This is a genomic window from Algoriphagus mannitolivorans DSM 15301 (assembly GCF_000429425.1).
Taxonomy (GTDB): Bacteria; Bacteroidota; Bacteroidia; order Cytophagales; family Cyclobacteriaceae; genus Algoriphagus; species Algoriphagus mannitolivorans.
Genome location: NZ_AUBV01000001.1, coordinates 295,275 through 319,529, shown reverse-complemented (window position 1 = coordinate 319,529; position 24,255 = coordinate 295,275). Strand labels below are relative to the sequence as shown.

The window sequence follows — 24,255 nt, the reverse complement described above, 5'->3', positions numbered from 1 at the left end:
CTTTTGGGATGAAAAGGTCAAACCTTGTAAAAATCTGCAGCGGTTTCTCCTAAAATCAAATCTCGTTCTGATTCTGTTAGCTGCTCGGTAAAATCAGCAACAACTTGGATGATCTGCTCATATTCTCCTGCCAAAAGGCAAACTGGCCAGTCTGAACCAAACATCAGCCGTTCGGGACCAAAAAGTTCCAAGGCAATTTCAATGTAAGGTAAAAGGTCATCAGTGGTCCATTTTTTCCAGTCTGCCTCAGTGACCATCCCGGAGATTTTGCAATACACCAACTCCCGCTCCGCCAAAGGAGAAATCAGTTTTTTCCATTCTTTCCACTCTCCGGATTTTATCTCGGGCTTGGATAAATGGTCTATGACAAAGCGTTGGTCAGGACATTTTTTTACCAATTGCAATGCTGCTGAAAGATGCTGGGGAAAAGTCAGAATATCATAGGCATAGCCTCTTTTTCCGATTTTCTGTACTCCCCGGACAAACTCCTCTCGAAGCATATATTGAGGATCTTTGCTTTGCAAAACTTCCCGAAATCCCACGAGTCGGGATTGTTCAGCAAAGGAATCCAATACATCCTCAAGATCATCTCTGCCTAAATCGGCCCAGCCGACTACCCCGAGAATCCACTCATGTTGGTCGGCTAAGTCAAGTAAATAATCTGTTTCTCTTTGGCTTTCATCCGCTTGCACAGCAATACAGCCATCTATTTGGGCTTCCTGAAGTAATGGGAAAAGATCAGCTGGGAGAAAATTTCTTTGAATTCTGTTCATTTCGGGAGTAATCCAGGAATGTTTCAAAGGATCATATTTCCAGAAATGTTGATGTGAGTCGATTTTCATGATTCTGGATCGTTGATGGCCACTTGTCTGGACACACCCAATCCTTCAATTCCTAGTTCAACGATGTCTCCATTGACCAAATATTGGGGTTCAGGCTTAAGTCCCATACCTACTCCTGCCGGAGTACCAGTAGAAATCACATCTCCGGGCAATAGGGTCATGTACTGGGATAAGTGTTCGATTAAGGTAGGGATGTCAAATATCAAATCTGAGGTGTTGCTGTCTTGGAGCATTTTACCATTTAGCTTCAGCCAAAGTCTTAGATTATGCGGATCCGGGATTTCCTCTTTGGTTACCAAAACTGGACCTAGCGGAGCGAAATGATCAGCACTTTTCCCTTTGACCCACTGCCCGCCGTGATGCAGTTGGAAGTCTCTTTCACTGACATCATTGTGAAGGCAATATCCGGCGATATAGTCATAGGCGTTTTCCTTTTTTACATACTTGGCCCGCTTGCCGATGACTACTGCCAATTCTACTTCCCAGTCTGTTTTCACAGAATTTTTGGGAATAAAAATCGGGTCAAATGGACCACAGAGTGAGGAGGTAGCTTTCATGAAGATAATGGGAACCTCCGGCACGGCCATTCCAGCTTCCTCGGCATGTTTTCTATAGTTCAGTCCGATACAGAGGATCTTTGATGGTCTCGCCACGGGAGAGCCAATTCGGGAGTTTGCAGGAATTTCCTTGAGCTGGGACTGGTTCGTTTTGAGCCAATTTGCAAGGCGACTTAGCCCATCATTTTCAAAAAAAGCTTCATTCCAATCCTCTCCAAAGGAGCTACAGTCAAGATTTTTGCCTTCTTGAGTTTGAATGCCGGGTTGTTCTCGATTGGGTTTTCCAAAGCGAATAAGTTTCATAGGTTTGATTGTTAGTTGATTTTCAAAAGTTAAGCATTACATCTTGAGACCTAAAAAGCCCCCATCGATGTTGAAATTGGTGCCGGTAATAAACCCACCTGCATCGGAACTGATGAAATAAGCCAATTCTGCGATTTCTTCAGGAGCGCCCATTCTACCGATAGGCTGGGTAGCAGCGAGTTTGGCAAACATTTCTTTTTCCTGACCGGGATAGTTTTTCGCCAAAAAACCATCCACGAACGGAGTATGAACTCTCCCTGGAGAAAGGCAGTTGCAGCGGATTCCCTGATCTACATAGTCTCTGGCAATGCTCAAGGTCATCGAAAGTACAGCTCCTTTGGTCATGCTGTAGGCAAATCGATCCGGAATTCCGATCGTTGCTGCTACCGAGCAAAGGTTTAAAATCGATCCACCTCCGTTTTCGATCAGTTTGGGCAAAGCTGCTTTGATGGCATGAAAAACCCCTTTGATATTGACAGCATAAAGTCTATCAAAGTCATCAGAACTGGTATTTTCTACTTTTCCGATATGGGAAATCCCGGCATTATTGATCAAAACATCGATTTTACCGGGAATGGAATTTATCAAATGTCGCACAGAGTCAAAATCGGTGAGGTTGCCTTCCAGAAATTTGACCGGAAATCCTTTTTCATGTTCTTCGAGCTGGATTTTTGTACCTTCTTGGTGATTGGTATCGATGAAATAAACGGTGCTGCCTTCGGCCGCAAATTTTTTCACCATAGCCAGGCCAATTCCGCTTGCTCCTCCTGTGATGACGATAGTTTTGTTTTTCATAGGTTTGATAAGCTTCTGATTTGGTCAGTTTTCGCTGATCTTTTGGTTTATTGATTTTAGCGTTTCAAAAGTTATAGGTTTTTGAATAAAACCTGCCACGCTTTTAAATCTTCGCGATTGAAATGGTAATTCTGAATTTACTGAGGAAGAAATTATAAATACTTTGGAGTGGTATTCTGGAAGAGATTCCAACTCTTCCAATATTTCCCATTCATTGACATCCTTGAGATGAAAATCAACCAAAATGAAGGGAGGTTTTTTATGTTTTTTTGATTTTAGGTGGCGAATGGCCTCTAATCCACTAACAAATGTCATTAAAGAAATAGATGGATTAATGATGTTTATCATCCTTTGAAGGATTTTTAATGCGATTTCGTCATCATCTATTACTATGAGATTTTCCTCCATTCTCCAATGAATTAAATATTCTCCGATTTACTTGCGATATCGCGTACAATTTGGTCCAGCTCATCTGCTGATTGCCGGATAAAATTTAAAATCTCCTGATCTTCAGGATTGATTTCCACTGACTCTAAGAGATTCATCAATCCCATCATCCTTGCCAAAGGAGCTCTAACTACATGTGACTGAATCCAGGCTATTTCTCTGAATTTTTGGTTTTGCTCCTCGATTTTGTGAATGTATTTCAGATTCTCAGTGATATCCTTGATTACGATCATGACGGCATCACGATTATTGATGTTTACAATGGCCGGATTGATTTCAACATCAATGAAATCCCCTTTTTTCCTTAGGTGTCTAGCCCTTTTTTGAGGACTTTCTTTGTTAATTTTTTGGAAATCGAACTCTTTTATTGGTAGGCTCTCTATTTGATCCTCAGAATGAATGTCTAAAATATTAAGTGACAAAAATTCAGTTCTTGAGAAACCATAAGTTTCTATTGCAGATTCATTTACATCCAGAATGTTTAAGGTTTCCAAATCATACACCAATATTGGAGAGGGACTGAGCTGAAAAAGATCCGTGTACTTTTTTCTAGATTCTCTAAGTTCTGAGATAAAATTGACCCTTTGGATATTATATAATATGCTCTTATAGAGAACCGCCGGGGATAAATTGTCTTTTACCAGGTAGTCAGAGGCGCCTAAGGCTAAGGACTTGGTTCCGAATTCCAAATCTGCAAACCCGGTTAAAACCACCACCGGAATCCCATCGGCCCTTTTGGTTATTTCCAAAACGAGTTCTTCCCCGGATTTGTCAGGAAGTGACAGGTCTAAAAATACAAGATCATAACTGTTTTCATTCTCTAAATATTCCGAAGCTTTTTTGAAGCTTTCCACTTGTGTGGTTCGGAGATTTAATATGTATTCAGATAGGTATTCTTCAATGATGACATAATCTCCCAAGTTATCTTCGATAACCAGAATGGAATATGGCTTTTCATCCTTTTTCATGAAGCTTTTTTGTTCGGAAGTTTTACTACAGATAACCAAAAATTTTCAATCTGCTGGACCACATTTCCAAATTCTGCAATTTCTAAGGGTTTCACAATATAGCAATTGGCATGTTTGTCATAAGCCTTTGAGATATCCTGTTCGGAAGAAGAAGAGGTCAGGACAATAATCGGGGTTTTCTTCAAAACAGTATCATTTTTCAGTACTGTCAGGACCTCATGTCCATTTTTTTTCGGGAGATTGATATCCATAAGAATTAAGTCCGGCAAACTCTCTGGGGCTATCAAAGCCATTTTCTGAAGTTCACTGATGGCGTCTGCTCCATTTCTGGAAATCGTCCAGGAGGCTTTTATTTTTGCCTCATCAAAACCTTCTTGGATGAGCATGATATCACCCTCGTTGTCTTCAATTAGAAATATATTGATCGGGACCATGGGTAAAATTGGTTAAGGTGAAATGAAACTTACTTCCTCTTCCAACTTGGGATTCTAACCAGATTTCTCCCCCATGCTGGGTAATTACTTTTTTACAAATTGCTAATCCTATGCCTGTTCCTGAGTATTCAGTTTTGCCGTGAAGTCTTCCGAATAGGTTGAATATTTTATTAAAATACTCTTTTTCAATTCCAATTCCGTTATCCTGAATTGTAATTTGGCTTTTGGCACCCAGATTTTTTGAATAAATAGTTAGTGTTGGCGTTCTTCCTTCCTGACTATATTTTAATGCGTTGGAAATGAGATTGATCAGTACACTTCTGATTGGAATGTGTATTCCTAAAACTGAGGGAAGATCGTGGACTACCACGACAGCCTTTTTTTCATTTATCAAATCCCTTTTTAGACTAAGAACTCCCTCGATTACTTCATTTAAATCAACCCTGGTCAATTGTGACTCATCGTATCCTATCTTGGCATATTCCATCATATCTTCCACCAATTGACTGAGTCTTTTTGACCCGTCCACGGCGAAGTGTATGTACTGTTTACCCTTTTCATCCAATTGAGTTGAATATCGCTTTTCCAGTAATTGAAGGAAGGAACTGATCATTCTGAGAGGCTCTTTCATATCATGCGATGCGACAGATGCAAAAGATTTTAATTCCTCATTGGCGGCCTCAAGCTTCCTGTTGGTGGACTTGATTTCTTCTTCCCTGAGTTTTTTGTAGGTAATATCTACGTGAGTTCCTGACATCATAAGCGGTTGGCCCTCTTCATTCCATGAAAAAACCTTTCCTCTACTTAAGATCCATACCCAATTTCCATTTTTATGGCGCATTCTAATCTCGGCTTCATAGACCTCCCTTTGACCTAGGTAATATTGATTTAAAACACGATCTGCTTCTTCAAGATCATCAGGGTGGGACAAATTAAGCATGGTCTGAATGCTTACCGGCTCCAATTCTTTCAGAGTGTAACCCAACAGTCGGGCCCAGGTTTCATTGAAAATAGTCTCCCCACTTTGTACATTCCATTCCCATGTTCCGGCTTGTGTTCCTTCTATTACGTTAGATAGTCGCTGCTTTTGATTCTCAAGATTATTTTCTGCAATTTTTCTTTTGGTGATATCCTGAGTGGAACCAATCATCCTTATTGCCTTTCCTTTAGCGTCACGAAGGATAATTCCCTTGTCGATCACATAAATATATTCCTCATCGTTCCTTTTGATCCGAAATTCTTGACTCCAGGAATCTATATTTCCTTCTAGGGCTATTTGAAGGTTTTTTTCTACCCTTGCTATGTCCTCTGGATGGATCCTAGATCTCCAAAATGAATCGTTGTTGATTGAATCTTGACGAGCAAAACCAAACATCTTTTCGAAATTATCGCTCCGGAACGTACGGTTATTGACCAAATCCCAATCCCAAATAACTTCGGATGTTGCCTTAGTGGCTAATTCAAAGCGCTGATTACTGAGTTGGAGTTCCTTGGTGGTCCTATCGATTTGTTCCTCTAGGTAATGTGGCTGCTGGGCAAATCTATAGATCAGAAACCCTAATATGAGGGAAGTGATTATCCTGAATATTAGGCTGGGTAATATTTTTATGAAGGCTTTACTCTCAATCAACTGGACTTTGACTTCCCAATTCCCATCTCGGATAAATACGGTTTGAAGAGGGCCTTTTGCGGTAGAAAAGTCTGCGGAAAGCAATGAAAAGGGGTTTTTGAGGTTTTCATCCAGTTTGAAAAAGTCCACTTTAAATTTTGGGGAAATTTCAAACCCACCAAAGACTTCTTCCTGGAATTTGCCCCAATCAATTATTACGGCTGTAAATCCTATGAATTTTTCTTCTTTAAATAAGGGGAGTCTTCCGATGATTCCTTTTCCCCCTTGCCTCAAATCAAGTGGTCCTGCGAAATATAATTTGCCTCTTTCTATGGCCATTAAGGCCTCACTCCTTCGGTTCGCATCCTCCAAAATATCATATCCTATCACCATTTCATTTCCTTGTAAGGGGTAGGTCGCCACAATTTTCCCCTGGTCAAGAAACTGTATCTGATCAATGATGTCTATGTTGTCTATGATACTTTGTCCAACTTCCAAATAATTCTCTTCAATTCGATCAGTCTGGACGAGATAGGCCAAAATGTTGACTGCTGAATTAGCGGTGCTTACTATATCATTGATTTTATCTTCGATATTTTCTACAGCTAACTCAACTTCTTCTTTTTCTTGTACCTGTTCGAGTTGATATTCTTTGATAGATATAAAAACACCAATTCCTATAGAAAAAAGGAAGGTAATCAACCCGGTGATTGCCGGACGTTTAAAAAACAAACTTCTAAGCCAATTCATTGAATTTTGGGTTTTTTAAGAGTGAAGTAAAAAGTTGATCCATTTCCCGGTTGGGAGGTGACCCAAATTTCGCCTTGATGAATTTCTACGATTTTTTTACATATAGCCAATCCTATTCCGGTCCCCGAATAGGTTTCTTGCGTGTGAAGCCGTTGGAACATGATAAATATTTTCTCCAGGTATTCATTTTCTATTCCAATTCCGTTGTCCTTTACAAAAAATTCCCATTCGTTATCTAGTTCTTTTCCTCCAATCCAGATTTCAGGTAACTGAGTAGGTTCTTGATATTTCAAGGAATTGGAAATTAGGTTTTGAAACAACTGAATCAAACTATTTCTATGTCCATAGATTTCAGGAAGGGAATCCAGGTGAATTTGAGCGTCTTTTGATTCAATATTTTTCTTTTGAAAAAGCATTGCCGTGGATACAATTTCTTTGGAAGATACCCAGTCTTTTGATTCGAGTATTCTATCGAGCTGCGAAAATTCAAGAAGATCCATAATGATCTGACGCATACGCTTTGCCCCATCCACCGCAAAATGGATGTATCTTTTTCCTTTCTCATCCAGTTGGCCATTATATTTTTTTTCAATCAAGCCCAGAAAACTGGATATCATTCGTAAGGGTTCCTGCAAGTCATGAGATGCCACATAAGCGAATTGCTCCAATTCTTTATTTGACAACTCAAGTTCTCTATTCGCCTTCTGAAGGGTTTCATTGAGGTTTTGGAGGGATTTTTCGTATTCTTTCCTCTCGGTGATGTCTTGAACAGCCCCAACCAGACGCATTGCTTTTCCGGATTTATCTCTTATGATTTTTCCTGTATCAAGTACCTCTGCATAGGATCCGGAACTTCTATAAAATCTATACTCAATTCTAAAATCATTCCTTGAAGGATCCATCAATAAGTCTTCTAAAAATTTCAAAACTCGGTCTTTGTCGTCGGAGTGAATTCGGCTTGACCATTCTTCAGGGCTATTTTTCTTGGCATTGAGATCCACTCCAAAAAGTTTTGAAAAACCGTCTCCCCAGAAATGAATGTTTTTTTGAATGTCCCAATCCCAAATGGCATCATTGGTGGCTTCTGAGACAAGCTTATACCGTTCATTCATCTCTTTCAGCTCATTTTCAGCAAGGGATCTTTCGGTGTCATCTGTTACAGTAGAAATAATGAGGTTTAACTCTGGTACAGGGATGTTCTTGGCATTCACAATTTTCTTTTCACCAGTCTTGGTGGTAATCTCCACACCCTTCCAAATCATCCTAGCCAGATCCCCACTTTGGATGTCCTCAATAATATTTTTTTTGATGGTTTCACGGTAATTAGGATCCGGATAAACTTTGTTAAAGAAGCTTTCGGCTTCAATCAAATCTTCCTTGGGCCATCCATAGATTTTTTCAAAAGCCTCATTCATGTAAGTGGGCTCTCCATCGCTAATTTTAATCACCGCAATTCCAATTGGTAAACTATTTAATGTGGATTCGATAAATAAATTCCGGTCCTTAAGTTGAATCTCAGTCTCTTTTTCCCGTGTTACCTCTTGGGCTGTTCCTCGAAAAACTTGTTTGTTGTCTTTAATGGAAATTACGCGTTCACCTATTTCATGAATGTATTTGATGGTATCATCAGACAATTTGATCCGATAAACAATATCCAAATCCTTTTCCTTGGTCAGAGCCCGGTTGCGATGATATAAAAAGTTCTGTCTATCATCAGGGTGTATGCTGGCAAAGAAAAAATCGAAAGGAATTTTTTTTGAAGTGTTTTTTATTCCCCAAATATTATACATCTCCTGAGACCAAAAAACGGTGTTGTTTTTAAGGTCAGTTTCCCAATAGCCGACTTTGGATATTTCCTGTCCCTTAATCAGTCTTTGGTTGAGTTCTTGAATTTTTTTCTCGGCGAGTTTTTTTTCAGTAATGTCTCGGGAAAAACATGCGAGTCTGATGATTTCGCCATCCTCCTTGATTGGGTTTATTTTGGTTTCGAAATAGGTATTCGGATTTTCATTAGAATCTTCTGCATTTATTTCAAGTGTGACCTTTTTACCAGCCAATGCCTTACTGTACTGCGTGGACCAAAACTGGATATATTCCTCGCTAAAATATTCGGTGGATAATAGAAAATCACCGGTTTGAACATTCCAGTTATTTATTCTCTTCAAGGTTTGAATGAATGCTTTATTTCCTTGAATTAGCCTTAATTCCCGGTCAACACTCCAGATTAAGTCTGGAGAATGGTCCATGATATTCTGAAGCCTCAGATTTTGCTCTGATTTTTCTTCATTAAATATTTTAGATTCAGTGATATCTCGAGCTATTCCAATGATCTTCCTTGAATCGGTAATAAGCCCTAATGACCAATTGAGGCAAATTAATTTACCAGTAGAACTCAAGCACCTGGTGGTTATATCTGAAAGTTCTTTTCCTGCAAAAACTTCTTTTAGGTTTCGATTGTAAGCTAAGATATCCGTGGGATAGATAAAATCTATAAATTCTTTGCCGACCAAATCCTTTTCTGAATATCCCAAAACCTTCTGGACGCTTTTGGAAGCATTCGTAATAATGCCTTTCGAATCAAAAATGAAAATGAGGTCAACCGAATTCTCAAGGATAATATCAATTCCATTTTTCATGGCATTTCTTTTAAGTGAGTACATTTTTCCCTGAATGATTGACTTGTCAAAGTCAATCTATTCAGTAATAGAAATGGAATACTTATTCATTTAAAGATTTTATTCTGGATACTAAAATGATATTAGATCCAAATCAAATCTCAACAAGAAGATTTAATGAATACTCAAGTTGGGTGAATAAGTTAAGTATTAGTAATATTCTTCTTATTCGTCACCTTTTTAATTTTTTGTCAGATGGGTGTGGTTCGGACAGTGAAATCTGTAAAAAGCAGCAACGATTAGGGTTGGCTTTTTACAGATTTCTTTGGATTCAAAGGTAATAATGGGTGCTTAATCACTAGTAATTTAGGATTTTTCTAAAAAAATAAAAGCTTCTACAAGCGAATTACCTTTCCGGTTTTCACAGATTCATCGCAGGCAAAGGCAATTTTTAAGCTGTTCAATGCGTCATCTAAGTGGTCTGCAAGGTCCAAATTCTTTTGAATTGCTTCCAAAAAATAGGCTTGCTCCCGATTGCAAAGCTCCTGATGATTCGGTTCATCGGTCATATCAATCCATTCGTCAGGTCTTGTGAAATTGTTCTTTTCATCCAAATCTGCATGGTGGACACGTATGGACTCAGTTTTGGTATGGGAATCCACATCATCGGACTTACCTGCTTTACCTGCTTCTTTGGCGACAATGGATACTGCTCCTTTTGGGCCAAAAACATCCTTGACAAAAAATGCGGTCTCACTGACCATAGGACCCCAGCCTGCTTCATACCAGCCTACTGATCCATCTTCAAATCGGATTTGAAGCTGTCCATAGTTGTAATTGTCTTGGGCGATGTCATCGGTAAGCCTAGCGCCAATTGCCGAAACCCATACAGGCTTGGATCGCGTCATCTGACACATGACATCGATGTAATGGACTCCGCAGTCAACAATAGGGCTCAGGGATTTCATCAAATTGCGGTGGACATCCCACATGAATCCATGACTCTGTTGATTCAAATTCATTCGCATAACCAATGGCTTTCCAAGTTTTTGAGCCTCTTGAATAAATCGAATCCAGGAAGGGTGATGCCTTAAAATATATCCGACCACAACTTTTTTATTCTTTTCTTTGGCCTTAGCGTTGATTTTTTCACAACCAGAAATGCTGTCTGCGAGAGGCTTTTCGATAAAAATATGGCAATCCGCCTCAAGTGCTTTTAAAGCAAATTCCTCATGAGTATCAGGATAGGTGGAGATACAAACTGCATCGGGCTGGGAGGTTTGTAGCGCCTCATCAAAATCTTCAAAAAGTGGGTAATTGGCCCCTAATTTTTGATTGAGAAGGGATTTACTTTCTCCTCTGGCCACGAGGCCACAAATTTCAAATTCAGGCATCTGGTGATAAGCAGCCGCATGAGAAGCTCCCATATTTCCGCATCCTACGACCAAAATTTTTATTTTCTCACTCATTTGGGTGTAAGGTTGGTAGTTGTTTTACCTTTCAATTAGCCGATTTAATTCATCTTTTGAAAGATAAATTATGTCAATGTCGAGAGTGATTGGACTTAAAGGCTGGTCTGATTCATCTCTTGACACCTGAACAATCCTGTCCACGATATCCATTCCCTTGATTACTTTTCCGAATACGGTGTAATTTCCATCCAGTCGGTGAAGTCCGTTTCTGTTTTGAACAATATAGAATTGGCATCGGGCAGAGAGTTTTCCGGGATTATCGTCTCTTCCAGCACCCAAAGCGCCATAAACATGGGTCAATTCTGGGTGAAACTCTGGCTCAAGCAAGTACTCCGGGTCTGTGAAACCCTCAGGAGTATCCGGGCAGCCTCCTTGGGCTACAAAGTTTGGGATGACTCTGTTGAAACTCAGGCTATCCCAATAACCTGCTTCTGCCAACTTGATAAAACTTTCTCGATGCTGAGGAGTCCGCTGATCCAATTCAAGTAGGATCTCCCCGAGAGGGGTTCTGATGATGCCGAAGGGTGTCTGATCTGGAGTTTGGGCAAAAGGCTGGATACTGGTAGTCAACAAGAGGAATGTAAAGAGGAACAGGGGTTTATTGTACATTGAAAATTTAGTTTAAAATAATAGAATGCTTTTTTTTGACTATCAATTGCTGAATTTTTAGGACAGGAATTTTCTATGAATAAATATTAGGAAGACACCCTAAGTTAGTGTTTATTTCGCAGTATGAATCACCCTAAAAGTACCCTAGAAACACTCATTCCAGAGAATGAGATGGATCGTTTGCTTGCCTTGAGTGAATTGGACTTGGACTTTATGGATCTGAATAAAAACCTTTCAGATCTTACTATGCTGGCGGCTAAAATTGCTGGAACAGAAATTTCTCTGGTCAATTTGATAGACCATTATACGCAATGGAGCGTGTCCTCCTTTGGAGTGGATATCACTCAAATGCCAAGAGAAGAATCTGTGTGTCAATATGTGATTTTGGATCCCAGCCGTGAGGATTTTGAAGTACCGGATCTTGCTCAGGATGAGAGATTCAAGGATAAATTCTATGTGCAGGGCAATCCGAATCTTAGGTATTATTATGGAATTCCCCTCAAGGTGAATGAGAATGTAAGTCTGGGAGCGCTTTGTGTGATGGATACCAATTTCAAGGAATTGAGTCCTGAAAAGAAAGAAATGCTGAGTATCATCGCCAAAGAGGTGGTAAATCGGTTTAGAATTTTTAAAGCAGTGGATGGGCTACAGAAGAAAGTCCATGAATCCCAGCAAATCAAAAACCGGGTAGCACATGACATCAGAGGTCCTTTGGGAGGAATCATAGGATTGGCTGAGATCATCCAGATGCAGGGAGATCAAAACAAACTGGAGGAAGTATTGGAGTTTATCAGCATGATTCAAAAAAGCGGGAAATCCCTGCTGGAGCTGGCTGATGAAATTTTATCTCAAGACTACGGTGATCAAAAACAAAAAAGCATCAGAAAGCCTACCGATTCTGAGTTTACGCTCAATTCCCTGAAAGGAAAGCTGATATCCATGTTTGAGCCTCAGGCATTGGTGAAAAACATTAAACTGGAAGTCGAAGTAGAAACGCCAAATGCGGAGGTTCCTTTTCCCAAAAATAAGCTGCTGCAAGTAATCGGGAATTTGATTTCCAATTCCCTGAAATTTACCCCTAGCCAGGGTCAGGTCGCTGTCCGAATGGACATGGAGATTCTTGGGCTAGACAAGGTTTTGCTTTTAGAAGTGGAAGATTCCGGGATAGGTATGACTCAAGAAAAAATCCAGGAGATTTTGGAGAAAGAAGGGAAGTCTACCTTAGGGACAATGGGAGAAGTTGGCTACGGATTTGGGCTTAACCTGGTACTTCATTTAGTTCAAAGTTTAAAAGGAAAAATGGACATCAAATCCAGACCGGGTGAAGGAACACGGTTCAAAATCCTAATTCCCGTCAAATAATAAAGAAAGCACTCAGGATCCCCCGAGTGCTTTCTTTTGATTAATTACCGGATTGGCGTACATCGCGAGGAAGTTTTTTACGAGAAAATCATTTTTTGAATCCACTTTCTCATTCAGTCGTTTGACAAAAGCATTTTTCTCCTCTTCTGAGTAATACTGCGAGTGTTCCTCCTTCCCTGAAAGAAGATCATGAGCGATGTAATTGCTCGGCCAAAGACGGTATCCAGCCCATATTTTATGGTCAATGAGATCTGCCAAAGCAGCGAGTTTATCTGCAAGGTTTTTATCTAAGCGGTTGATCTCCTTGATTTCATTCTCCAGCAATCCATTGACCTGAATATGAATTCGTTTTTTGGTGCCCATAATACCTCTCAAGAGGTTAAGGAAATCTTCATTTTCACTTTTGACATATTTTTCATCCCTTGCTTTGGCTAAAAGTTCGGGCATTTTCAATACATCGGTAGGGTCATATTCATAGGAAATGGAGACAGGGACCAGTTTGATTTTTTCGAAATAATCAAATGAATTCTTACTCTCCTCAGCCAAGGTTAGCATTTTGAGTACTCCTTTGTGGGTACTGTCATTTCCATCTTTGGTTCTGCCTTCCTTCTGGGCTGTCCATACGGACCTGTTTTCTTGAAGTAAGGATTTTTGGATATACTCAGAGACCAAAATTGAACTCTCCAACAGGGCTCTTCCCGTCAATCCCCTTCGAATAGCAAAATTTCGATTTAGTCTTGAAAGGGTGTGCAAAAAAGGCTGCTTGATCAAATTGTCCCCAATAGCAGAGGTAGTCATCACAAGTCCGTTTTCAAATAAGGAAGCATTGAGCAGGGAAGTGTCAAGGATGATATCCCTGTGGTTGGATATAAACAGGTATGCAGTATTTGGTTCCAAGACCTCAAAACCGCCGATGCTCAATCCATCGGAACTTTTTTCCAGGACTTTTTTCAGGGCTGGATAAATGAAGTTGATCTGAAAATCCCTCAGGGAATGGGTGTGAAGCATGAGGTCTTTCCAGCGGGCGGTGGAGTCATTGGGGAAGGCAAAATTCATCATCGCCTCCAGCATTGGTTCTTCAATGATTTGTTTTAAAGCCGTATTGGCTTCTGCGTCGTAAAAAGGTCTGATAGGGTCAAATTTGGACATAGGCTGGGTAATCTCTTTGCAAAAAGCAAATATCGCGGGAAAATCGGAAGTCTAATTAGGATGGATGGGAGATTGGTTTCCTATTGTTGTCTTGATAAATGTTTGTTTAGGAAATGAATATGAACTGGCAAGGCCTCTGTCCAATATTGCCAAGTGTGTGCTCCCGGCCGTTCCGTATATTCATGGGGAATCCCATTTTCCAATAGCAATTGGTGCATTTGGCGGTTGGTATCGATTAGAAAATCCTCTACACCACAATCTAAAATCAAGGCAATGCCGTTGGATTTCATTTTTTCTACCAAACCTACTGCAGTATAGGGACTGAAATCGGGAGCGTCATAATTCAGATCATCACCAAGCATGAGCTTTTGCCCTTCCTGGCGGAGTGTTCTAAAGTCCTCTGGAACTTTCCACATTCTAGTATCGATGTTCATTACTCCACTCATACTGCCTGCGGCGATAAAGAGTTCAGGATGCTTGGCTGAAAGCATCATAGAACCATGGCCTCCCATGGATAAACCGGTTATTGCCCTTGATTCCCTCTTGGAGATGGTTTTGTAATGAGCATCGATGAAAGGGATTAATTCTTGAGTGATGTAAGACTCGTATTGTACAGAATCCAGTTTTGGACTGTCATAGTAATAACTGGCAGGTCCTACCCCAGGAGTGACAATAATCAGTTGATATTGATCGGAGAGTCGGTTTACCAGTCCGGGTTCGGTGACTTTTTGGTGCCAGTCATAATATGCACCTGATCCACCATGAAGCAGATAGACTACTGGGTACTTCTTATCAGTCAATGGATATTCAGAGGGAGTGGTTACAGCAGCCTTCAGATTCTTATTCATCAACTTACTGAATACCTCGATAGTATCTACTTTGGCTTGTGCAAAACCCAACCCAGGCAGGATAAGGCATAGTATGAGCAGAAATTTCTTCATAAGATTTGGGTGAGGTGAAAGGTTTTTTAGGTTTTTAGAGTTGTCCGAAAATAAATTTTTTGACCAGCGAATTTAGGAATTAAGAAGTTTACAAAGGCTTCTTAAAGAGCTGAAAATTGGATTTAGGTTTGGAGAAAATTGTATCTTAACCAGTACAAATTTCATCCTGATGAGTAATCTTCAAAAGTCAGCCTACTTCCTGATCGTGATAGTTTTTGGAGCAATTGTCCTAAAGGAAGGAGCTTTTATCCTAGTTCCATTGGTTTGGGGGATATTTTTTGCATTTGCGCTAAACCCAATTTCTAGTTGGTTGGAGGCCAGAAGAGTTCCCAGAGGAGTAGCAATTTTTCTATCCATTCTATTAGTTGCAATCTTTGTGTCTTCTATTTTTTATTTGCTTATAAATCAGATGATTGGATTGATTCGTGATATCCCGGAAATCGGTCAAAACCTGGAAAAAAAGCTTCATCAATATTTTGACGAATTAACCTTTTTACTTGGTGATTCATGGCTTGAATCTTCTCGAGATTCTAGTCTCTGGTCGATTTTTTCCACTCAAGATGTTCAGTCCACGGTTTTTGAAACAGGCAAATCGTTAACACTGGCTGCGATTATTCCACTTTACACGTTTTTACTGATCTATTACAAGGATTTCTTCATTGAATTTCTATTTAAGTATGCGAAAGATGGTAAAGATGAGATGATTTCTTGGGTGGAAAAGTCAGGACAAGTTATTCAATCCTACTTGGCGGGCATGATTCGGGTCACAGGGATTGTAGCAGTACTTTCTGGTTTGTTTTTCATCAGCATCGGAGTGAAGTACTTTCTTCTTTTTGCGGTTTTCTTAGCCTTGATGAATTTAATTCCCTACGTTGGGGTGATTATCTCGTCATTTTTTGTCTTGGTGTATGTTTTTTTGACAACTGACAGTCTTTTCTATCCCCTGATTACAGGTATCACCCTTTGGGGGATTCAGCTTTTGGAGAATAATATCATTACGCCATTGGTGGTGGGTTCGAAGGTCAAAGTGAACGCATTGGCAGTGATATTAGCGATTCTTTTGGGAGGTTGGCTTTGGGGAATCTCAGGGATGATTCTGTTTATTCCATTAGTTGGTGTTTTAAAAATAACCTTAAGCCGAAGTGAGGGATTGAGTCCATTTGCATATCTATTGGGAGATGATGTCCCGGTGACAGAGGCAAATGAAAATTTTTGGAAAATAATGGTCAGGCGATTCAGGAAAAATTCAAAAAATATAAAAACAGACAACTAAAGTAGAATAAACTTTAATTTAAAATGATACCAGCCTTTTGATGTAAGACAATCAAATCACTTTTGAATTGTATTGCTGAAAAAGAACTTTGATATAAAAAAAAATCCATCAAATTTCTGATGGATTTTTTTGTGCGGATGAAAAGATTCGAACTTTCACACCCGAAGGCGCTGCCGCCTGAAGACAGTGCGTCTACCAATTTCGCCACGTCCGCAATAGCCGGTTTAATAAGTCGGGGTGGCAGGATTCGAACCTACGACCTCCACATCCCAAATGTGGCGCGATACCGGGCTACGCTACACCCCGAGACTATTATTATTTTCAATCGACACATCTGCCAACTGAGGGATTCGAAACTCGGACCTTCCCGATCCCAATTGTGGCGCGATACCGGGCTACGCTACACCCCGAGACTATTATTATTTTCAATCGACACATCTGCCAACTGAGGGATTCGAAACTCGGACCTTCCCGATCACAATCGGGACGCGATACCGGCCTTTCTTACACCTATAGAATTCGATTATCGAATCGCAGAGAGTGGGGGATTCGAACCCCCGGTACGGTTTGACCCGTACGACAGTTTAGCAAACTGCTGGTTTCAGCCACTCACCCAACTCTCTGTTTCCTTTTGCCCTTCGGCTAAAGTGTTGCAAATATAAGCCAAATCGAAAGATTTAAACAAGTGATAAGTCAAATCCGACAGGTGAATCTTGAGATTGTGTTTAATTTGCTGATAATCAATTTGAATATTTAAAAGGATTTTATTCTTTTGAAGAAAAATACCCAGTAGTGGGTATTTTATGAAGGTTAAATCCCCAGTATTTTTGACGATATCATCTTTTTGTTATGATAATTCAAACTTTGCATTCCGAGTTTTTGATTGAATCCTGCTCAACAAAGGATGGATGCTTGTACATCTACTCCAACAACGCCGAAGAGCTTCAGAGATTTTTTGGTTCAGCTAAAACCGAAATCAGTGAAGTAGGGAAATGGAAATATAGAACCCGTACCTGTAAACAGGATTTGGCCAATGCTTTGATTCACCTAGTCAAAGAAATAGATTATTCTCAATTTTCCAGAATCAGTTCAGTTTTGAACTAAGGAGCCTTCCTCTCAAAAAAAATATTATCCTTTCGAAAATTTACCAAAAACCCTTTTTTGGGATAAAAAGCATTTTTAGTAAACGAAGATACTTTTTTTACATGTTCAAAATAATATACTGATAAATCATGTATTTTGGTATAAAATTTTAAAAAAAATATTTTTTTGATATTTAAATTTTTTAATCATCTTTCGGATTATCACCCAATTAGCATTCAAAATTGATCTGCACTGAGAACATTGACAATCTCATTCCTGACTCAATCATGGATTCAGGCCACTTCCAATTTGTGATTTTGGACGTGGAAGGAAGGGTCCTGAGGAGAAACAGAAGTTTTGAGAAAATGAACCCCGATTCTCTTGGAAAAGAGTTTTGGAAGTTTCTTTCCCTCGAAACGGCCGAAGAATTTTGCTATTCCTTGGAGTTGATGCTGAGCACTCCTAAGGTCAGACGGCATTTGATGTTGGAGCATTCCTCTTCCAAGGACAATCTGTTTTCGCAGATTTGGTGGGAATTTTCCATTGTTACAAATCTAGAGATGGATATTTCGGCTGTCATTGGAATCGGAGTAGGGCTTCAGTTTTTGGAGCAGGAAATGCCATGGAACAACCTTGTGGATGTTTTGGGGTTTGGAAGAATTTCATTGGATAAAAATTTCCGGATTTTGTCCTGGGATGAAAGAATAAGTCACTGGTTTTCTGATCAGGTCAAAGATTGGAGTTTAAAGGCCCTCATTCAAACCCACGAGTTTGGGGAAGAGCCAGTGGTTTTGGAAGGACTTCATTCCGTTTTGGATACCGGAAAGCCATTTTGCTTCCTTTTGGATTTAAAGCAATATTCTGAAAATGGATTTGCTGCCTTATTAGCTCCTGCTCCCGAAGGTTACCATTTTTTCCTAGTCCCAAAGGAAGACCAAGATCATGGTTATTTGAATAAAAAGATTTTTTCTGACCGGGACTTAGAATTAATTCAGGGTTCAGTGATCATCTTGGATAAGGAGGGATTGTTGATCCAGCAAAATGAGGAAGCCAGGAAATTTGCGAAAGAGTTCTTCGGACATTCTCTGGAGCCAGGTACTCCCTTAAGACTTTCCAAGTCTAATCAAAAATTTATCAAATTTTCCAGAGCGATTGAAGGAGCTAAGAAAGGGATTTCAATGCAGTTCGAACAAAACCTTTTTGTATCCAAAAATGAAATAAGATTTTGGGAAGTTTCTGTCAGACCATTCCATGATTTTAAAGGAGATATCAAGGGAATTATGATCCAACTATTGGATATCTCTGGACTTAAAAAACAGATCTTCACCTTACATAAGGAGATAGACCGATTGAGAGAGATTTCCGCAATTCCTTCACATATCTACCGTGGGCCTCTATCTAGTATGATCGGAATATTGGAGCTCATTGATGAGAACCAATTGGGAAAAGAAAATAAAAAGCTATTCGGCTATCTCAAGCCTCTAGCGCTTGAATTGGACCAAAGTATCCGCCTTCAGGCCAAAGCTAACAGGCTAGAAGATTTCGAATGATTATTTGTTGAGGATTTTGACTCCAATCGCCTCGATTCCCTGAACTTCTTCTTTTCTCATGTATTGGATCATAGAGATGGAAGCAGTTCCTTTTTTAATGGGAAAGGGTAAGGTGTCAAATTTGGTAAATGTATTTCCAAACCCTTTGCCTAATGGAGATCCCAATTTGGAATCAAAAAGCGGTATGTTGAGAAGCTTATTCTCCAAGATTATACCACTAGAATCCTGAGAAATATACCGTAGGTACAAATTCGAAAATGGATAATCCTCATTGAATCTCACCCCAATAAGCTGCGGACCCGTTTCCTCCTGCGAAAGGTTAATGCTAAAAGAAACCGTGTCTTGTTCATTCCAAGACTCATTCTCTATAGCCTTAAATTCTTCAAATATCCTGTCTTCGGAACAGGAAAGAAAGGTAAGTGCCAGGATAAGAATGGCACTAAAACTTAATCTATGCTTTTCCTTCATTTCCTGGACCTTGGTTTCTTCTTGGGGGGAATCTTCGTTTTCCTTCTGGCTTTTCTCCTTTTTCGCCCGAGGGTTTGCTTTCTGGCTTTTCAGCTCTTGGCGGTTTGGGATTTAAATTTTGGTTGGTTGTATTACTTTGATTTGGGTTAGGTCTACTCCTTTTCTTTTTCCTGCGTCGGTCTCCTCCAGGTCTATTTTCTTGCTGAGAATTTGAGCTTGGATTGTTATCCTGAGCTTGCTTTGGGGTAGGGGGATTATTCGAGTTGTCCGGTCTTTGTCTTGGAGTATTTGGTCTGCTAGAATCTGAAACATTTCGACCACTGGCCTGAGCATCTCCAAATCCTGGTTTCTTCTTTTTCTTCTTTTTCTTTTTAGCAAACTTCTTATCCAAAAGCTCGAGTTCTCGAGTAGATTGAGCAGCCAAGTCTTCAATATCAGATGCCTTGTCCACCTGAAGATTGAATACCTTGATCCCCTGTTCATTCAGAGATTGGATTTCCTTTACACGATCACAGGTTATGCTTACCCAGTCGTTGTCATTGTTATAGCTGAACCACATCAACTTTCGGAAAATGTCTGTTTTCTGAAGTTTAGCAGGTCCTTGTTCTGTTTGTAAAGGTCGATCCACGGAAGGAATATCCTTCATGGCGTCCATGTAGGTGTCCAGTTCATAGTTGAGGCAGCATTTCAATCTGCCGCATTGGCCACTTAATTTACCTGGGTTGAGCGAAAGGTTCTGATACCTTGCAGCGGAGGTAGTCACGTTTTTAAAATCCACCAACCAGGTGGAGCAACATAGTTCCCTTCCGCATACGCCAATTCCTCCAATTCTCCCTGCTTCCTGGCGAAGACTGATCTGACGCATCTCCACTCGGATTTTAAATTCTCCGGCAAGTACTTTGATCAGCTCTCTGAAATCAACTCGGTCTTCTGCGGAGTAATAGAAGGTGGCTTTGGAATTGTCGGCCTGATATTCCACATCAGACATTTTCATCTGGAGTCCTAGTTCATCGACAATCTGCTTACTTCGATAAAGAGTCGGGATTTCTCGGTTTCTGGCCTCTTCCCACTTTTCCATATCCTTTTGGTTGGCGACTCGATAAATCCTGGTGATGTTATCATCATCACGGATTTTTCTTTTTTGCATTTGAAGTCGAACAAGCTCACCTTGGAGAGAGACATAGCCAATATGGTGTCCACTCGGTACATCAACAACAACCGGATCCCCAGTATTCAGACCTAGGTAATCGACATTTCGAAAATATTCTTTTCTTCCTCCTTTAAATTTGACTTCAACAATATCAAAATTGTCCACTTGGGGAATACCCATGTGAGTCAACCAGTCAAAGGAGTTCATTTTATTGCAATCACTCGTCCCGCATGTGCCGTTGTTTTGGCATCCTCCGCCGGTGGATGAGCAAGTACTACATTCAGCCATATATCAATTGGGCTTTCGCCTCGATTAGGATTTGGGTTTAATTCATCAATTTGAGGATATCCTGGCCAATATCCTTACGGAAATAGGCTTTGTTCCAGGAAATCTTTCCTACAGTAGAAAAGGCACTTTCCAAGGCCTCGTCCAAAGTGTCTCCAAGTCCGGTCACTGCAATCACTCTACCGCCTTGATTCACAATTTCATTGCTGGAGTTTCTGGCAGTTCCTGCATGAAATATCACGCTATTTTGAGAGGATTCCGGGAAGGAGATAGGGAACCCTTTTTCATAACTTCCCGGATACCCTCCACTGACCATGACCACCGTGGTAGCATATTGAGAAGAGATCCTAAGATCATAATCTTCCAAGGTTCCTGTGCCTATTCCTAATAAAAGTTCTACAAAATCACTTTCAATTCTTGGAAGAACGGCCTCAGTTTCCGGATCTCCCATGCGGACATTGTATTCAATCACAAACGGTTCCCCGTCTTTATTCATTAAACCTATGAACAGAAATCCTTTGAAATCAATTTTTTCTTTTTCCAGACCAGAGATTGTTGGTTTGACGACAAGTTCCTCAACTTTTTTCATAAAAGCCTTGTCGGCAAAAATCACAGGGCTCACAGCTCCCATTCCACCGGTATTTAAACCGGTATCTCCTTCTCCGATTCTTTTGTAATCTTTGGCTTCAGGCAGGATCTTGTAGCTTTTACCATCTGTGGCAACAAACACCGAAAGTTCTATTCCGGTTAGAAATTCCTCAACCACAACTTTAGAAGAGGCATCTCCAAATTTTGCCTCCAGAAGCATTTCTTTCAAAGATTCTTTTGCTTCTTCCAGGGTTTGGCAAATCAAAACGCCTTTACCTGCTGCTAGCCCATCAGCTTTCAAGACAATGGGAAGACTCTGTGTTTCGAGATAGGCAAGACCTTCTTCGATCTGCTCGGCCGTAAAGGTTTCATAAGCAGCTGTTGGAACCTGATTTCTCAGCATAAACCTCTTGGAGAAGTCCTTACTTCCCTCTAAAGTGGCTCCAAGCTGAGAAGGCCCTACAATGGGGATTTTATTGGTTTCAGGCTGGGAATGTAGATAATCAACCAATCCTTTCACCAAAGGCTCTTCTGGTCCAACTACCACAAGTTCAACAGAGTGGGAGAGGATGAATTGATGAATTGCTTTGAAATCTGTAGCAGCAATAGCCACGTTTTCAGCGATATCGGCCGTCCCGGCATTTCCAGGTGCTACAAAAAGTTTGGCACAAAGTGGGCTTTGTACGATTTTCCACGCGAAGGCATGCTCTCTGCCTCCACTTCCCAATAAGAGTATATTCATTGACTAAATTCTAGTTTAATTAGCATGTTCGGAAATGAACTTGATCCGATAGACTCGAAGTTCATCTTCGGCAAAGTCCTCGTCAGCAAGTTCTTCCAATGCTGTTTTAATATGATCGGTTTCTGCATTCATGAAATAATCTTGGAGGATATCTTCCCGCTCTTCATCCATGATGTGTTGAATGTAGTAATCGATGTTAAGTTTGGTTCCGCTATAAATGATCTGCTCAATTTCCTGAAGAAGTTCATTCATGGAAATGTTGAGATTTTCTGCGATCTCATCCAGGTCGATCTTGCGGTCAATCTGCTGGATTATTGAAATTTTAACCTTAGATCGGGTTCCGGAGGTTTTAACCACCACGTCTGAAGCAGTCTCAATTTCGTTTTCTTCCACGTAAGTGGAGATCAGCTTCAGAAATGGTGCTCCAAATTTGGCAACTTTTCCCATACCGACACCATTGATCTGTGCCAATTCTTCCCTTGAAGTTGGATAAACGGTTGCCATTTCTTCCAAAGAGGGGTCTTGGAAGATCACGTAGGGAGGAAGGTTCTTGGATTTTGCGACCCGCTTTCTTTCTGCTTTCAAAAGCTCAAAAAGCTTTTCGTCATAGGCAGGACCAGTGCTGATTTGGACTTCTTGCGTCTCTGATTCAGAGAGCTTTTCGAAATCATGGTCCTTAACCAAGGTGATAGAAAAAGGTGCTTCTAGAAATCCTTTTCCTTTTTTGGTGAGTTTTAAAACACCATAATTTTCGATGTCTTTCTCCACCATTGCCTGAATCATGGCTTGCCTGATGACAGAAATCCAAAGCTTTTCTTCTTCTTCTTTTCCTAGACCGAAGACCGGTAAAGTATCGTGCTTGTAGCTTTCAACATATTCATCCATCTCACCACGAATGACTTTAACCAGGTGATTGGAAGAGAATCGTTCCTTGGTTTGCTTTACGGCTTGGAGAGCGATCAGCATTAAATCCATTCCCTCAAATGTCTCTCTGTCTCGCTTGCAATTGTCGCAAAACCCACAGTCTTCCTCGAGAGTTTCCCCAAAATAATTTAGGATAAACTTCCTTCGACAAACTCCGGTTTCTGCATAGGCTGACATCTCCTGGAGTAGGATTTTGGCATTTTCTCTCTCGGTGACGGCTTTGTCTTTGTTGAATTTGTCAAGCTTGATGATGTCCTCATAGCGATAGAACATCAGGCAATGACCTTCCAAGCCGTCACGACCTGCCCGACCGGTCTCCTGGTAATATCCCTCCAAAGATTTAGGGACGTCATAGTGGATCACATAACGGACATCCGGTTTGTCGATTCCCATCCCAAAAGCAATGGTTGCCACGATGACATCCAATTCTTCATTCAAGAAATCATCCTGTGTTTTGATTCTAACAGATGAATCCAATCCTGCATGGTAAGGGGCTGCATTGATCTGATTCACCTTGAGGAGTTCTGCGATTTCTTCAACCTTTTTGCGGCTAAGGCAATAAATAATTCCAGACTTGCCCTTATGCTGCTTAATAAACTTGATTAAGGCTTTTTTGGAGTCGTTTTTTATTTTTGGCCGAACTTCGTAGAAAAGATTGGTTCTGTTGAAAGAGGATTTGAAAAGGTCCGCCTCCTCCATCTGGAGATTGCGCTGAATATCCTGCTGAACTTTTGGAGTAGCAGTTGCTGTCAAAGCTATGATGGGAAGATTAGGAGCTATTTGAGCAACAATGGATTTGATTTTTCGGTATTCTGGTCTGAAGTCATGTCCCCATTCTGAGATACAGTGTGCTTCATCAATTGCTACAAAGCTGAGTTTCGCTTCTTTGAGAAACAGCATATTCTCCTCCTTGGTCAAGGATTCAGGAGCCACATAGAGGAGCTTTGTTTTTCCTCTCAGGACCTCATTTTTCACCTTGGTAGCTTCTGATTTAGTCAGAGTTGAATTGAGAAAATGCGCGTTAACTCCGATAGCATTGAGTTGATCTACCTGATTTTTCATCAAAGCGATCAATGGAGAAATCACAATAGCCGTTCCTTCACTTACCACCGCGGGTAGCTGATAGCAAAGTGATTTCCCAGCCCCGGTCGGCATGATCACGAAGGTATTCTTTCGCCGGAGCAAATTGTCCACGATGGGTTCTTGGTTCCCACGGAACTGACTGAATCCGAAGATTTTCTTAAGGTCTGATTTTACTTGTTCCTCCACGAGAAGTAAGGGCTTTGAGGGTGAACAATTCCTAATAAAGGAATGAACGATTAAGTTTTATACCTTTGTA

At 40.5% G+C, this 24,255-nt stretch carries 20 protein-coding genes and 3 tRNA genes; 4 read left to right on the top strand and 19 right to left on the bottom strand.

Annotation, left to right across the window (positions count from 1 at the left end):
• Window positions 1-17: 17 nt before the first annotated feature.
• The 10 genes from G458_RS0101405 to G458_RS0101360 form a co-directional block, all read right to left on the bottom strand.
• On the bottom strand, window positions 18-842 hold the full coding sequence (locus G458_RS0101405) for an amidohydrolase family protein (protein ID WP_026950316.1): 825 nt from the start codon (window positions 840-842) through the stop codon (window positions 18-20).
• Entirely contained in the window at window positions 839-1,702 is an 864-nt protein-coding gene (locus tag G458_RS0101400) for a fumarylacetoacetate hydrolase family protein (RefSeq protein WP_026950315.1), read from the bottom strand. Before G458_RS0101400 ends, G458_RS0101405 begins: the two co-directional genes overlap by 4 nt.
• 36 nt (window positions 1,703-1,738) lie before the next feature.
• On the bottom strand, window positions 1,739-2,497 hold the full coding sequence (locus tag G458_RS0101395; RefSeq protein ID WP_026950314.1) for an SDR family NAD(P)-dependent oxidoreductase: 759 nt from the start codon (window positions 2,495-2,497) through the stop codon (window positions 1,739-1,741).
• Between the two features lie 24 nt (window positions 2,498-2,521).
• Window positions 2,522-2,905 carry a response regulator gene (locus tag G458_RS0101390; protein WP_026950313.1) on the bottom strand — a complete coding sequence of 128 codons (384 nt, stop codon included), beginning with the start codon at window positions 2,903-2,905 and terminating at the stop codon, window positions 2,522-2,524.
• A gap of 11 nt (window positions 2,906-2,916) precedes the next feature.
• On the bottom strand, window positions 2,917-3,912 hold the full coding sequence (locus G458_RS0101385) for an ATP-binding response regulator (protein WP_026950312.1): 996 nt from the start codon (window positions 3,910-3,912) through the stop codon (window positions 2,917-2,919).
• The gene (locus tag G458_RS0101380; RefSeq protein WP_026950311.1) at window positions 3,909-4,346 is read right to left on the bottom strand and encodes a response regulator; all 438 of its coding nucleotides are present in this window, start codon (window positions 4,344-4,346) and stop codon (window positions 3,909-3,911) included. Before G458_RS0101380 ends, G458_RS0101385 begins: the two co-directional genes overlap by 4 nt.
• Window positions 4,318-6,705, bottom strand: coding sequence for a PAS domain-containing protein (locus tag G458_RS0101375; RefSeq protein ID WP_026950310.1), 2,388 nt, complete (start codon window positions 6,703-6,705; stop codon window positions 4,318-4,320). Before G458_RS0101375 ends, G458_RS0101380 begins: the two co-directional genes overlap by 29 nt.
• Entirely contained in the window at window positions 6,702-9,365 is a 2,664-nt protein-coding gene (locus G458_RS21270; protein ID WP_051286943.1) for a PAS domain-containing sensor histidine kinase, read from the bottom strand. Before G458_RS21270 ends, G458_RS0101375 begins: the two co-directional genes overlap by 4 nt.
• A 350-nt stretch (window positions 9,366-9,715) precedes the next feature.
• Window positions 9,716-10,789, bottom strand: coding sequence for a Gfo/Idh/MocA family protein (locus G458_RS0101365; RefSeq protein ID WP_026950309.1), 1,074 nt, complete (start codon window positions 10,787-10,789; stop codon window positions 9,716-9,718).
• Window positions 10,790-10,813: 24 nt separating this feature from the next.
• Window positions 10,814-11,401: a peptidylprolyl isomerase gene (locus tag G458_RS0101360; protein WP_035467535.1), complete on the bottom strand. Its 588-nt coding sequence runs from the start codon at window positions 11,399-11,401 to the stop codon at window positions 10,814-10,816.
• Between the two features lie 123 nt (window positions 11,402-11,524).
• Here G458_RS0101360 and G458_RS0101355 point away from each other — a divergent pair, with 123 nt between their 5' ends.
• On the top strand, window positions 11,525-12,763 hold the full coding sequence (locus G458_RS0101355) for a GAF domain-containing sensor histidine kinase (protein WP_026950307.1): 1,239 nt from the start codon (window positions 11,525-11,527) through the stop codon (window positions 12,761-12,763).
• Window positions 12,764-12,775: 12 nt separating this feature from the next.
• On the opposite strand, the gene G458_RS0101350 is transcribed toward G458_RS0101355, so the two are convergent.
• Window positions 12,776-13,912, bottom strand: a complete 1,137-nt coding sequence (locus G458_RS0101350) for a 1-acyl-sn-glycerol-3-phosphate acyltransferase (protein WP_026950306.1) — start codon at window positions 13,910-13,912, stop codon at window positions 12,776-12,778.
• 80 nt (window positions 13,913-13,992) lie between these two features.
• Window positions 13,993-14,853: an alpha/beta hydrolase gene (locus G458_RS0101345; protein ID WP_026950305.1), complete on the bottom strand. Its 861-nt coding sequence runs from the start codon at window positions 14,851-14,853 to the stop codon at window positions 13,993-13,995.
• A 169-nt stretch (window positions 14,854-15,022) separates the two neighbouring features.
• On the opposite strand from G458_RS0101345, the gene G458_RS0101340 reads away from it, so the two are divergent.
• Window positions 15,023-16,126: an AI-2E family transporter gene (locus G458_RS0101340; protein WP_026950304.1), complete on the top strand. Its 1,104-nt coding sequence runs from the start codon at window positions 15,023-15,025 to the stop codon at window positions 16,124-16,126.
• Window positions 16,127-16,258: 132 nt separating this feature from the next.
• On the opposite strand, the gene G458_RS0101335 is transcribed toward G458_RS0101340, so the two are convergent.
• The 3 genes from G458_RS0101335 to G458_RS0101325 all read right to left on the bottom strand — a co-directional run bounded on the left by G458_RS0101335 (window position 16,259) and on the right by G458_RS0101325 (window position 16,749).
• A tRNA-Leu gene (locus G458_RS0101335) sits at window positions 16,259-16,340 on the bottom strand.
• Window positions 16,341-16,358: 18 nt separating this feature from the next.
• Window positions 16,359-16,432, bottom strand: a tRNA-Pro gene (locus tag G458_RS0101330).
• 228 nt (window positions 16,433-16,660) lie between these two features.
• Window positions 16,661-16,749: transfer RNA gene (locus G458_RS0101325), tRNA-Ser, on the bottom strand.
• Window positions 16,750-16,975: 226 nt separating this feature from the next.
• On the opposite strand from G458_RS0101325, the gene G458_RS0101320 reads away from it, so the two are divergent.
• Both G458_RS0101320 and G458_RS0101315 read left to right on the top strand, forming a co-directional pair.
• Window positions 16,976-17,230 (top strand): hypothetical protein, encoded by a 255-nt coding sequence (locus tag G458_RS0101320; protein WP_026950303.1) that lies wholly within the window; start codon window positions 16,976-16,978, stop codon window positions 17,228-17,230.
• 266 nt (window positions 17,231-17,496) lie between these two features.
• Window positions 17,497-18,759 carry a PAS domain-containing protein gene (locus G458_RS0101315; RefSeq protein WP_157359651.1) on the top strand — a complete coding sequence of 421 codons (1,263 nt, stop codon included), beginning with the start codon at window positions 17,497-17,499 and terminating at the stop codon, window positions 18,757-18,759.
• On the opposite strand, the gene G458_RS0101310 is transcribed toward G458_RS0101315, so the two are convergent.
• The 4 genes from G458_RS0101310 to recQ all read right to left on the bottom strand — a co-directional run bounded on the left by G458_RS0101310 (window position 18,760) and on the right by recQ (window position 24,185).
• On the bottom strand, window positions 18,760-19,227 hold the full coding sequence (locus G458_RS0101310) for a gliding motility lipoprotein GldH (protein ID WP_026950301.1): 468 nt from the start codon (window positions 19,225-19,227) through the stop codon (window positions 18,760-18,762).
• Window positions 19,211-20,584 carry a PSP1 domain-containing protein gene (ricT, locus tag G458_RS0101305; protein WP_035467533.1) on the bottom strand — a complete coding sequence of 458 codons (1,374 nt, stop codon included), beginning with the start codon at window positions 20,582-20,584 and terminating at the stop codon, window positions 19,211-19,213. Before ricT ends, G458_RS0101310 begins: the two co-directional genes overlap by 17 nt.
• A 118-nt stretch (window positions 20,585-20,702) precedes the next feature.
• Window positions 20,703-21,992 (bottom strand): phosphoribosylamine--glycine ligase, encoded by a 1,290-nt coding sequence (purD, locus tag G458_RS0101300; RefSeq protein WP_026950299.1) that lies wholly within the window; start codon window positions 21,990-21,992, stop codon window positions 20,703-20,705.
• Window positions 21,993-22,007: 15 nt separating this feature from the next.
• Window positions 22,008-24,185 carry a DNA helicase RecQ gene (gene recQ, locus G458_RS0101295; protein WP_026950298.1) on the bottom strand — a complete coding sequence of 726 codons (2,178 nt, stop codon included), beginning with the start codon at window positions 24,183-24,185 and terminating at the stop codon, window positions 22,008-22,010.
• Between the last annotated feature and the right edge of the window lie 70 nt (window positions 24,186-24,255).

Coding starts and splice junctions, on each gene's coding strand:
- G458_RS0101405 (WP_026950316.1), bottom strand. CDS start 842: ATGAAAATCGACTCACATCAACATTTCTGGAAATATGATCCTTTGAAA.
- G458_RS0101400 (WP_026950315.1), bottom strand. CDS start 1,702: ATGAAACTTATTCGCTTTGGAAAACCCAATCGAGAACAACCCGGCATT.
- G458_RS0101395 (WP_026950314.1), bottom strand. CDS start 2,497: ATGAAAAACAAAACTATCGTCATCACAGGAGGAGCAAGCGGAATTGGC.
- G458_RS0101390 (WP_026950313.1), bottom strand. CDS start 2,905: ATGGAGGAAAATCTCATAGTAATAGATGATGACGAAATCGCATTAAAA.
- G458_RS0101385 (WP_026950312.1), bottom strand. CDS start 3,912: ATGAAAAAGGATGAAAAGCCATATTCCATTCTGGTTATCGAAGATAAC.
- G458_RS0101380 (WP_026950311.1), bottom strand. CDS start 4,346: ATGGTCCCGATCAATATATTTCTAATTGAAGACAACGAGGGTGATATC.
- G458_RS0101375 (WP_026950310.1), bottom strand. CDS start 6,705: ATGAATTGGCTTAGAAGTTTGTTTTTTAAACGTCCGGCAATCACCGGG.
- G458_RS21270 (WP_051286943.1), bottom strand. CDS start 9,365: ATGTACTCACTTAAAAGAAATGCCATGAAAAATGGAATTGATATTATC.
- G458_RS0101365 (WP_026950309.1), bottom strand. CDS start 10,789: ATGAGTGAGAAAATAAAAATTTTGGTCGTAGGATGCGGAAATATGGGA.
- G458_RS0101360 (WP_035467535.1), bottom strand. CDS start 11,401: ATGTACAATAAACCCCTGTTCCTCTTTACATTCCTCTTGTTGACTACC.
- G458_RS0101355 (WP_026950307.1), top strand. CDS start 11,525: ATGAATCACCCTAAAAGTACCCTAGAAACACTCATTCCAGAGAATGAG.
- G458_RS0101350 (WP_026950306.1), bottom strand. CDS start 13,912: ATGTCCAAATTTGACCCTATCAGACCTTTTTACGACGCAGAAGCCAAT.
- G458_RS0101345 (WP_026950305.1), bottom strand. CDS start 14,853: ATGAAGAAATTTCTGCTCATACTATGCCTTATCCTGCCTGGGTTGGGT.
- G458_RS0101340 (WP_026950304.1), top strand. CDS start 15,023: ATGAGTAATCTTCAAAAGTCAGCCTACTTCCTGATCGTGATAGTTTTT.
- G458_RS0101320 (WP_026950303.1), top strand. CDS start 16,976: ATGATAATTCAAACTTTGCATTCCGAGTTTTTGATTGAATCCTGCTCA.
- G458_RS0101315 (WP_157359651.1), top strand. CDS start 17,497: ATGGATTCAGGCCACTTCCAATTTGTGATTTTGGACGTGGAAGGAAGG.
- G458_RS0101310 (WP_026950301.1), bottom strand. CDS start 19,227: ATGAAGGAAAAGCATAGATTAAGTTTTAGTGCCATTCTTATCCTGGCA.
- ricT (WP_035467533.1), bottom strand. CDS start 20,584: ATGAACTCCTTTGACTGGTTGACTCACATGGGTATTCCCCAAGTGGAC.
- purD (WP_026950299.1), bottom strand. CDS start 21,992: ATGAATATACTCTTATTGGGAAGTGGAGGCAGAGAGCATGCCTTCGCG.